The 5,386-nt window shown below is 43.8% G+C and carries 7 protein-coding genes and 1 pseudogene; 3 read left to right on the top strand and 5 right to left on the bottom strand.

The window, feature by feature from the left end:
* The 3 genes from F6J94_RS29640 to purS all read right to left on the bottom strand — a co-directional run.
* Window positions 1–239 (bottom strand): MSMEG_0570 family nitrogen starvation response protein (locus F6J94_RS29640; RefSeq protein WP_293046883.1); only part of this gene is annotated, 239 nt, incomplete at its 3' end.
* 303 nt (window positions 240–542) lie between these two features.
* Entirely contained in the window at window positions 543–1,238 is a 696-nt protein-coding gene (gene purQ, locus F6J94_RS29635; protein WP_293046881.1) for a phosphoribosylformylglycinamidine synthase subunit PurQ, read from the bottom strand.
* On the bottom strand, window positions 1,235–1,516 hold the full coding sequence (gene purS, locus F6J94_RS29630) for a phosphoribosylformylglycinamidine synthase subunit PurS (protein ID WP_293023328.1): 282 nt from the start codon (window positions 1,514–1,516) through the stop codon (window positions 1,235–1,237). The genes purQ and purS overlap by 4 nt, the downstream gene beginning before the upstream one ends.
* Before the next feature lie 302 nt (window positions 1,517–1,818).
* On the opposite strand from purS, the gene F6J94_RS29625 reads away from it, so the two are divergent.
* Entirely contained in the window at window positions 1,819–2,226 is a 408-nt protein-coding gene (locus F6J94_RS29625) for a Fur family transcriptional regulator (protein ID WP_293023325.1), read from the top strand.
* Window positions 2,227–2,477: 251 nt separating this feature from the next.
* Window positions 2,478–2,690 (top strand): hypothetical protein, encoded by a 213-nt coding sequence (locus F6J94_RS29620; protein ID WP_293023322.1) that lies wholly within the window; start codon window positions 2,478–2,480, stop codon window positions 2,688–2,690.
* 189 nt (window positions 2,691–2,879) lie between these two features.
* Here F6J94_RS29620 and F6J94_RS29615 read toward each other — a convergent pair whose 3' ends face one another.
* Window positions 2,880–3,872 carry an SPFH domain-containing protein gene (locus F6J94_RS29615; protein ID WP_293023320.1) on the bottom strand — a complete coding sequence of 331 codons (993 nt, stop codon included), beginning with the start codon at window positions 3,870–3,872 and terminating at the stop codon, window positions 2,880–2,882.
* 318 nt (window positions 3,873–4,190) lie between these two features.
* Window positions 4,191–4,622 carry an NfeD family protein gene (locus tag F6J94_RS29610; RefSeq protein WP_293023318.1) on the bottom strand — a complete coding sequence of 144 codons (432 nt, stop codon included), beginning with the start codon at window positions 4,620–4,622 and terminating at the stop codon, window positions 4,191–4,193.
* Window positions 4,623–4,851: 229 nt separating this feature from the next.
* On the opposite strand from F6J94_RS29610, the pseudogene F6J94_RS29605 reads away from it, so the two are divergent.
* A pseudogene (locus F6J94_RS29605) lies at window positions 4,852–5,386 on the top strand (serine/threonine-protein phosphatase); the annotation flags it as partial.

Here is a 5,386-nt window from a genome sequence, read left to right as displayed (position 1 = left end):
TACTTCTTCGCTTTGTCTTCTATTATCTTCAGTTGTCCTAGTGCTTTGCTACAAGAGAAACCAAATTTAGCTTTGACGCGATCACTACCATCCTGAAGTGCAGTCCGAGACAGTGCCACAAATTCCGAAAGGGAATAGTCTTGCTCAGCATTAAAATATTTCTTGACCACTAGAGAAGGGGAATAGCAAAGTTCTTGATTACCATCAGGCCATTCAATTTGAAAGTTAGTTTCCGGCATTTTTTTATCTTATTCGATTTTATATTTATATTTTTTTATTTTACTAATTATAACGATAAATTTTAACAAACACTCGCTGTCCACTCAACGACTAACCTCTGCTTCTTTATACTTTTTAAAATACTCTTTCGAGCATTAACAGCCACTAATTTTAATCAGATTTACAAAAAGTATAAACTTCAGTTTATGGCAATATTTACCAGTAAACCAGATCCGGTCTAATTGGAAGCTTTGGCACACAGATAAAGTTTAGGTAACCCATGTAGCCGTCGCGGTTATCGGTAATTGGTGGTATCGAAAACACTAGCAATTGTTAAAAGTCTTTAACAAACTCTGAAACAATCTCATCCCATCGATATTGCCTAACATCGGATCAGCTGCTCGTTCTGGATGGGGCATCATACCCAAAATTTTGCCAGTGGTATCACAAATTCCGGCAATGTTATTCAGGGAACCATTGGGATTACCTGTTGTCTCTATCTCTCCTGAAACAGTAGCGTAACGAAACAATACCTGACCATTATCTTCGAGAGCTTTGAGAGTTTCAGCATCAGCGTAGTAGCGCCCTTCACCATGGGCAATAGGTAGAGTTATAATTTCTCCTGGGTGATAAGCTGTAGTCCAATGTAAATCAGTGCGCTCTACTTTAACTGGAACGCGATCGCAAATAAAATGTAAGTCCCGATTTCTGACTAATGCCCCTGGTAACAGCCCCATTTCCGTCAGCATCTGGAAACCATTACAAATGCCTAGGACAAATTTACCCTGTTTAGCATGGTCTACCACCATTGGCATGACTGGAGAAAACCGGGCAATTGCGCCACAGCGCAGGTAATCCCCATAGCTAAAGCCCCCAGGGAGTACCACCACATCTAAGTCAGAAATATCGGTTTCTTGATGCCAAACCATCCTGGTTGGACATTGGAGTAAGCTAGTTGTAACATAGGCCAAATCGCGATCGCAGTTTGACCCAGGAAAGACCACCACCCCAAATTTCATGCTTCCACTCCTAGTTGTGCTGACATCTCAACCAATTCAAAGCGATAATTTTCAATAACTGGGTTGGCTAACAGCTGGTCACAGATCTGATTCAATTGCTCTTGCGCCATATCTTCATTAGCAGCACTCAGGCTAAGTTCGATATATTTACCAATACGCACCTGTTCTACACTCTCGTAGCCTAGCTGCTTCAGTCCTGACTCAACAGCTACACCGGCTGGATCCAATACCGAGTTTCTAAGTGTAACATAAATATAAGCCTGATATTTGTTAATCACAACTCTCCCCTTTCCATCTATAATGATAATGGATATAATATCAAGGATGAACGATCAAGGATTAAAAAATTCTATCAATTAGGTTACTGATAGGTTACTGAGCAATATTTTTTGAGCTAGTATTTTTTCAGCTAGTATTTTTTTTAGCTGCCACAGCGTGTAACCAGCCCTAGCCTAATCCTGGGATTTGGGCACAGCCGCGCTCACTATTGCTGATGATCCGTTGATCATTCATCCTTCTTTACAGTTTGAACCAACAAGCACGATTAACATCAAAAAAATAGGATATTAAAGAAAGATTAATGAAAGGCCAACGCACCCGCTCCCAAGAGCGAATTCTGAAACTGCTCACAAGCTTGAATCGGGCTATGTCGGCCCAAGATCTTTATGTAGAGCTGCGCAAACGTAAGCAATCTATGGGTTTAGCTACAGTTTACCGCGCTTTGGATGCTTTAAAACTAGAAGGAATGGTGCAAGTCCGGACTCTTGGTAGTGGAGAATCCCTCTACAGTGGTGTACAAAATGATCAACATCACCTCACTTGTCTCAATTGTGACATGTCTATTCCCATGGAAGAATGTCCCATACCTCAATTACAGAAGAAGTTGCAAGATTCTTATCAATTCACGATTTTTTACCATACCTTGGAGTTTTTCGGATTATGTGAACAGTGTTCTGTAACTAAGGCTACAGAATCTCAAGAGCCATAATGATATAATACCACAATCACCTAATACAGCCGTGCTAACAGAAGCTTGGTGATGCTGGCTTAGCGGCTTAGCTAGCCAAAGACACGATCCGAGTACAATGTACAATGGAAAATTGCACAGAACTTAAGTGTCGTCTACATCATAAAAAGGTTAAAAAATGGTGATAAGCACTTTAGAGGGATAGTCTCAATTGGCTTTTGCACGGCTTTCAGCCTCCAAAGTGCTAACTAATTTTAATAGGTGCTTGTGTTATGGCTAATATCAGGGAAGTTGTACAAAAAGCGCTCAAAACTGGCTATTTGAGTGTAACAGAAGAAGATAAGCTACGGCAGCTTCTAACTAGAAAATATCCACTGGAAGACTTAAATGCCTTCATGAAACTGCAGCTAGCTGTGATGAATGGTAATGTTAAGCAAGAATCTCGTGAGATGTTCTGTTCCAAGCAACTTTCTCAAGGGATATAGGTATCCTTTGGTTATCCTACTGCCAACGGGTTCAAACTGCTTTGGCTAAAACCGCTTTCAATAGATTCCTATATCCCTTGGCTGTCTTAACAGCTCTGGGTTTGCTTGATGGGAAGATTTTTTAGTTTAAGACATAAGCCCCACCTAAACGGTGATACCCGTCTAGGTATGGCTAATTGAAGCTGAACTTCACCTTTGATTCACATTCATACCTAGGGAATTAGGGTTAACCTTGTCGCCATCACCGACAATCGAACGCATCCCTTCAATGGTTGCCGGAATGCTGCGAGGATCCATAAACATAACTTTACTACTCTCGCTAGTGCCAACTTGCATACCCATATCGATATAATTCTGAGCCAGTAAAAACTGGAGAGCATCACGAGCATTGGGGTCATTATCAAGAGTCTTAGCCACAATTTTCAGAGCCTCAGCAGTGGCTTGTGCCTTGAGAACCTGCTGCTGTCGTTCTGCCTGAGCTTTGAGAACTATTGCCTGTTGTTGAGCTTCAGCGTCCATAATCGCAGCTTTTTTACGGGCTCCAGCATCTAACTCTAGTGCCTCGGCCTTACCTCTGGCAGTGTTAACCGCAGATTCTCGTTCCCCTTCAGAGGTCAAAATTGCCGCCCGTTTGCGGCGTTCTGCTGACATCTGCAACTCCATTGAGTCCTGCACTGCCTGAGACGGCACAATGTCCCGCAGTTCCACCCGCGTGACTTTAACCCCCCAAGGATCAGTGGAAATGTCTAATTCCCGCAGTAGGGTTTCATTGATTTGAGAGCGAGCGGTAAAGGTTTGATCCAGTTCCAGTTTCCCCATTTCGGCTCGAATCTGGGTTAGCACCAAGTTCTGCATGGCGGAGCGCAGGTCTTCAACCTTATAGTAAGCTTTCTCCATATCCATGATCCGCCAGTAAACCACAGCGTCAACGGTAATGGAAACATTGTCGGAGGTGATACAAGGCTGAGGTGGCACATCAAGGACTTTTTCCCGAATGGTTTGCTGGTAAACCACTTGCTCAATCACGGGAATGACAAAGTTGAGCCCAGGTTCGAGTTTTTTGCCACTATATTTTCCCAATCGTTCCACTAAGGCTTGGTTTCCTTGATTAATAATCTTGACGGAACCGAGAAGACCTGAACCGCCCAAAGCTAAAAAGACAAGCAAAAACCACTGTGACACGCTCTTTCCTCCCTTTCGGGTAGTGTTTTACAAATTTGTTGTTAGAGGGGGAGCGGATGGGTGGGGAAGGGCAGAAAACTTAATTTAGACTGATTTAGTCTGATTCTCAAGTGCTTGAAGCTGACTTTATGACCCTCTGTCCAACCTGACTGTTCCACGTATCTTTTGTCAAAAAATACTGGACCCGGTGAGCAGGGAGACTCCCAACAACTAGTAACTAGGGGGACTAATAGATCTAACGTTGACTCTATTACTCCATCACCCCATTAACCCATCACTATCCCCTGAACCTGGTAGAGCACCCATGGTCGATCAGCTTCAGTCATGCAATAGGTGATGAGGCACAACAATCAGGGTAGTGCCTTCCCTGCGCACTACGTAGACCTTTTGGTTGGATGCGATCGCATCTGCATAGTCTTCACAACGGGCACGCCATGAGTTGCCTTCATAGAGTACCCGCCCAGTTTGCCCTGGCAGAATTTCTGTCAAGGTTTGAGCTTCCATCGCATCCAAATTTTTGCCCACTCTGGCAGGGGGCATCAGGCGACGGGATAAAAAGACTGAGGCAGTGGAAAGCAGCAACCATAACCCCACTTGTAGGGTATAAGGTATGGGCAAAATCGAGATCACAAATCCTACCACCAAAGCACTGATGCCCATCATGAAAGCAACAAACGCTGTTGGCACAAACAGCTCGACTAAGCACAGCATTGACCCGGCAATTAGCCAAAGCATCGAGGAACTTACCATCGGCTCATCATAATATACGGGGTATGGGGTGAGTAGTTGCAGGTAACTCTACTTTATTTTGTCTGACGTCAGACAAAGATATAGGTTGCTGAGTTATTTGAATTTTCTTTAATTTACTAGACAACTTTGATAGAAAATGTTGAAAAGCTCAAACAACCCCTCTTCTAATTTATCTCAGCCGTCTAGAATTTGACCGTATAGCCGTAAATTAACTTCATAGGTATTAGCCGTGGATCGTTATCTTTGGGCAGTGGGTTCTGCTGCCGTAGAGCTACCAGTTGGAGAACAAGTCGCAGACCGCTACCAGGTAGTTGCCCCGCAAATTTGGCAGGATATGCAGCCAGAACTGCCACCGGATTTTCCTGAACAACTCAACGGCCATATTCTTCCTTACCTACGCTTGTATCCCCACTGCCTCCATGTGCCAGAGGTTTATGGGATATGCCAGTTGCCACAGCAACGGAATTTCCTGTCTACACCCGGTCAAGATGTGGTCATTTTGCTAGAAAATGCCCCGATCGATGCCAATGGCAACTTATATCCCTCAATGGAGTCGATGTGGACTTCTGCTACCGCAGTGCGTCAAGTCTATTGGCTTTGGCAAATTTGGGAATTATGGATACCCTTATCAGAATTGGGTGTGGCTTCTAGCCTGTTAGTACCAAATAATTTGCGAGTTGAAGGGTGGCGGCTGCGACTACGGGAATTATATCAAGATACCATGGCTGATACGAGTATATCACCAGTTGTACCGTCTAATGGTC

The organism is Moorena sp. SIO1F2 (assembly GCF_010672755.1).
Taxonomy (GTDB): Bacteria; Cyanobacteriota; Cyanobacteriia; order Cyanobacteriales; family Coleofasciculaceae; genus Moorena.
The sequence above is the reverse complement of the archived record's forward strand: the minus strand, read 5'-3'. Positions and strand labels throughout refer to the sequence as shown.

Bases quoted from the DNA above. Each gene is read 5' to 3' on its own strand.
- purQ (WP_293046881.1), bottom strand. From the start codon at position 1,238: ATGAAATTTGGGGTGGTGGTCTTTCCTGGGTCAAACTGCGATCGCGAT.
- F6J94_RS29625 (WP_293023325.1), top strand. From the start codon at position 1,819: ATGAAAGGCCAACGCACCCGCTCCCAAGAGCGAATTCTGAAACTGCTC.
- F6J94_RS29620 (WP_293023322.1), top strand. From the start codon at position 2,478: ATGGCTAATATCAGGGAAGTTGTACAAAAAGCGCTCAAAACTGGCTAT.
- F6J94_RS29610 (WP_293023318.1), bottom strand. From the start codon at position 4,622: ATGGTAAGTTCCTCGATGCTTTGGCTAATTGCCGGGTCAATGCTGTGC.